The organism is Roseicyclus sp., from assembly GCF_052168335.1.
Taxonomy (GTDB): domain Bacteria; phylum Pseudomonadota; class Alphaproteobacteria; order Rhodobacterales; family Rhodobacteraceae; genus Roseibacterium.
The window spans coordinates 1-3,094 of sequence record NZ_JBQLZP010000686.1 but is presented as its reverse complement, the minus strand read 5'-3'; the positions used below and the strand labels follow the sequence as shown (position 1 = coordinate 3,094).

The 3,094-nt window shown below is 72.5% G+C and carries 4 protein-coding genes and 1 pseudogene; 3 read left to right on the top strand and 2 right to left on the bottom strand.

Going from position 1 to position 3,094, the window contains the following annotated elements:
• A pseudogene (locus ACTS11_RS20900) lies at positions 1–232 on the top strand (hybrid sensor histidine kinase/response regulator); the annotation flags it as partial.
• The gene (locus ACTS11_RS20895) at positions 229–930 is read left to right on the top strand and encodes a response regulator (protein WP_442642208.1); all 702 of its coding nucleotides are present in this window, start codon (positions 229–231) and stop codon (positions 928–930) included. The pseudogene ACTS11_RS20900 and the gene ACTS11_RS20895, both read left to right, overlap by 4 nt.
• A 6-nt stretch (positions 931–936) precedes the next feature.
• Here the strand turns inward: ACTS11_RS20895 and ACTS11_RS20890 are convergent, their stop codons facing one another.
• Both ACTS11_RS20890 and ACTS11_RS20885 read right to left on the bottom strand, forming a co-directional pair.
• Positions 937–1,413, bottom strand: coding sequence for a DUF2383 domain-containing protein (locus ACTS11_RS20890; RefSeq protein ID WP_442642207.1), 477 nt, complete (start codon positions 1,411–1,413; stop codon positions 937–939).
• 59 nt (positions 1,414–1,472) lie between these two features.
• Positions 1,473–2,672 (bottom strand): hydantoinase/carbamoylase family amidase, encoded by a 1,200-nt coding sequence (locus ACTS11_RS20885; protein WP_442642206.1) that lies wholly within the window; start codon positions 2,670–2,672, stop codon positions 1,473–1,475.
• A 121-nt stretch (positions 2,673–2,793) separates the two neighbouring features.
• Between ACTS11_RS20885 and ACTS11_RS20880 the strand changes: the two genes are divergently transcribed.
• Positions 2,794–3,094 (top strand): histidine phosphatase family protein (locus ACTS11_RS20880; RefSeq protein ID WP_442642205.1); only part of this gene is annotated, 301 nt, incomplete at its 3' end.

Genomic DNA, 3,094 nt, shown 5'->3' with positions numbered 1-3,094 from the left:
GATCCCGGGCCTCGACTGGGTTCTCTCCGATCTCCGCCTCGGCGAGGCGGACGGCGTGTCGCTCCTCACCGAGCTGGCGGCGCGGATGCCTGGGCTGCGCCTTGCGCTGATGACCTCCGCCCCCGACGGCGACGCCCGCCGAACCGAGGGCGCGCTGCGCTGGCCGGTGCTGGCCAAGCCCGTGGGCGCGGCGCAGCTCGCCCGCCTGCTCTCGCGGGAGGAGGCGGCATGAGCCGGCCGTTCGTCGCCATCCTCGACGACGAGCCGCAGATCCGCGCGATGCTGTCCGAGGCGCTGACCGAGGCCGGTTTCCGCACCGCCGCCTTCGCGCGGGCGACCGAATTCGAGGCCGCGCTGAAGTCGCAGACGCCGGATGTCTGTCTGGTGGATCTCGGCCTGCCCGACCGCGACGGCCTCGCGCTGGTGCATCGCCTCGCACTCGAGAGCGGCTCGGCCATCATCATCATCTCGGGCCGCGCGCAGGTTCAGGACCGGGTGACGGGGCTGGAGCTCGGCGCAGACGACTACATCATCAAGCCCTTCGATCCCGCCGAGGTCGTGGCCCGCATCCGCGCCCGCCTGCGCGTGGCGCGCAGCCGCCCCGAGGCGCACAAGACCGCGCGCTTCAACGGCTGGACGGCGCATTTCGACCGCTACTTGCTGGTGGCCGAGGACGGCACGGAAGTCACCTTCTCCCATGCCGAGGGCGAGGTATTGCGCCTCTTCCTCGAGAGCCCCAAACGCCTGATCTCGCGACAGCAGATGCAGGAGAGCCTCGGCGGCGCGGCGGGCGAGAGCTTCGACCGCGCGATGGACGTGCGCATCTCGCGGCTGCGCACCAAGCTCGGCGAGGACCCGAAAAACCCGCGCCTCATCAAGACGATCTACGGCGCGGGCTACATCTTCCTCGGCGAGGTGGACTGGCGCTGACCCGCGTCAGTCGGTCTGACGCCGCGCCTCCTCCACCAGGGCCGCGAGCCGTCCGCGCATGTCCACCAGATCCTCGCGCACATGCCCGTCCGGGTGCGCGTCTATGGCGTCGGCGAAGGCCTCGAGCACGTTCTCCTCGCCGTCCGCCACCTGCTCGAGCGCGTCGTCGTCGAGCTCGTCGAAAAGCGCCCGCAACGACACGACCGCCTTGTTGACCGTGGACATGGCCGAGCCGCTCGCATCGGGATCGGCCCCCTCGGCCACCAGCATGGCGGAGACGCGGGTGCCGGCCTCGGACTGCTCCTCCCGCAGCTTGCGCAGGATCGGCTCGATCTCGCGCTCGGCCCGCTTCAGCATCGCGTCGAGCCCTTCGCGCGCATCGACGAGCCGCGTCAGAAGGTGCTGGAGCGTCTCGCGCCGCTTCGCGGCGTCCGGGCCGTCGCCGGGCATCGGCACGGGATAGGTCGGATAGGACGTGGACAAGGTGGGCGCCTCCTCTGGGTATCACGCTCGCGCAACGCCGGCGCCCGGCGCGAGGTTCCTCAGCCCAGCCGCCGCACCGCCTCGGCCAGCACGCGCACGCCGGTGACGAGGTCGTCCTCGGCCGTGTGCTCTGCGAAGTCGTGGCTGATCCCGCCGATGGACGGCACGAACAGCATCGCGACCGGCATCACGCGCGAGAGGTTCGAGGCGTCGTGCAGCGCGCCCGACGGCATCGAGCGCCAGCGTCCCGGCGCCACCGCCTCCGCCGCCTCGCGCAGATGCACCTGCATCCCCGCATCCATCGGCTGCGGCACGAGATCCTGCCGCAGCCGCTCGGCCCGGATGGCGCAGCCCGTCTCCGCCGCCACATCGTCGAGAAGCGTGCGGATCGCGGCCTCCATCCGGTCGAGCCGGTCGGTGTCGATGTCCCGCCACTGGAGCGTGAAGACCGCGCGGCCGGGCACGACCGAGGAGGCATTCGGATGCAGCGTCACGTGCCCGATGGTCCAGACCGAGGACGGCGTGACGATGTTGGCGAAGCGTTCGGGCAGCATGGCCGAGATCCGCGCGACGGCGGCGAAGGCGTCGGCCCGCTTCGCCATCGGCGTCGTGCCCGCGTGGTTCTGCTGTCCCTGCACCGTCACCGTGAACTGCCGGAGGCCCACGATCCCCGTGACCACGCCCACCGCCTCGCCGGCGGCGTCGAGAACGGGGCCCTGCTCGATATGCATCTCGAGAAAGCCGGTGAAGCGGCCGGGATCGACGAAGTCGCCCGCCCGCGCGGCCACCGCCTCCCGCGCCGCGGCGAAGGCCGTCCCGTCCGTCGCGACCAGCGTGTCGGCATCCGCGAGCGCCAGCTTGCCCGACCAGACGGAGGAACCGGTGAGCGCGCCGAAGCGCCCCTCCTCGTCCTGGAAGCTCACGACCGAGACCGGCGGCCCGCCCGCCTCGCGCGCCGCGCGGGCGACCTCGAGGCCGGCGATGACGCCGAGCGCGCCGTCGAGCCAGCCGCCCTCGGGCTGTGTGTCCGAGTGCGATCCCACCAGGAGGCTGCGCCCCGGCGCGAGGCCGAAGACGTTGCCGACCGGGTCGATCCGCGCCTCGAGCCCCGCCTCCGCGAAGCGTGCCGCGAGCCAGTCCCGCGCCGCCACGTCCTCCGCCGAGAAGGCGCGGCGGCGCACGCCCTTCGTGGCCTCGTCCCCGCCGAAGCGGCGGAGCGCATGGAGATCGGCGAGAAACCGGGCGGGATCGGGTGTCATCTGTCTGTCCTCCTCGCAGGGTCGCCCAAGGTCTTCGCAGAGCGGCCCCCGGGCGTCCAGAGGCCGCCTTGCGCTTCCGCCCCCGATCCGACATGACCCGGGCGACAGACAGGAGCGCGTTTTGGGCGAACTCATCCTCATCCGGCACGGGCAGGCCAACTCGGCCGCCAACGACGAGGCGGGCTACGACCGCCTGACCGACCTCGGGCGGCAGCAGGCGCGCTGGCTCGGCGAGTGGCTGCGCGCGCACGAGGCGTCCTTCGACCGCGTGCTGATGGGCAGCCTCCGCCGGCACCGCGAGACCGCGGAGGAGATCGGCGACCTCGGCGCCGAGGTGGAGGTCGACGCGCGGCTGAACGAGCTCGACTACTTCAACCTCTCGCGCGCCCATGCCGAGCGGAACGGCGCGGCCGAGCCTCACA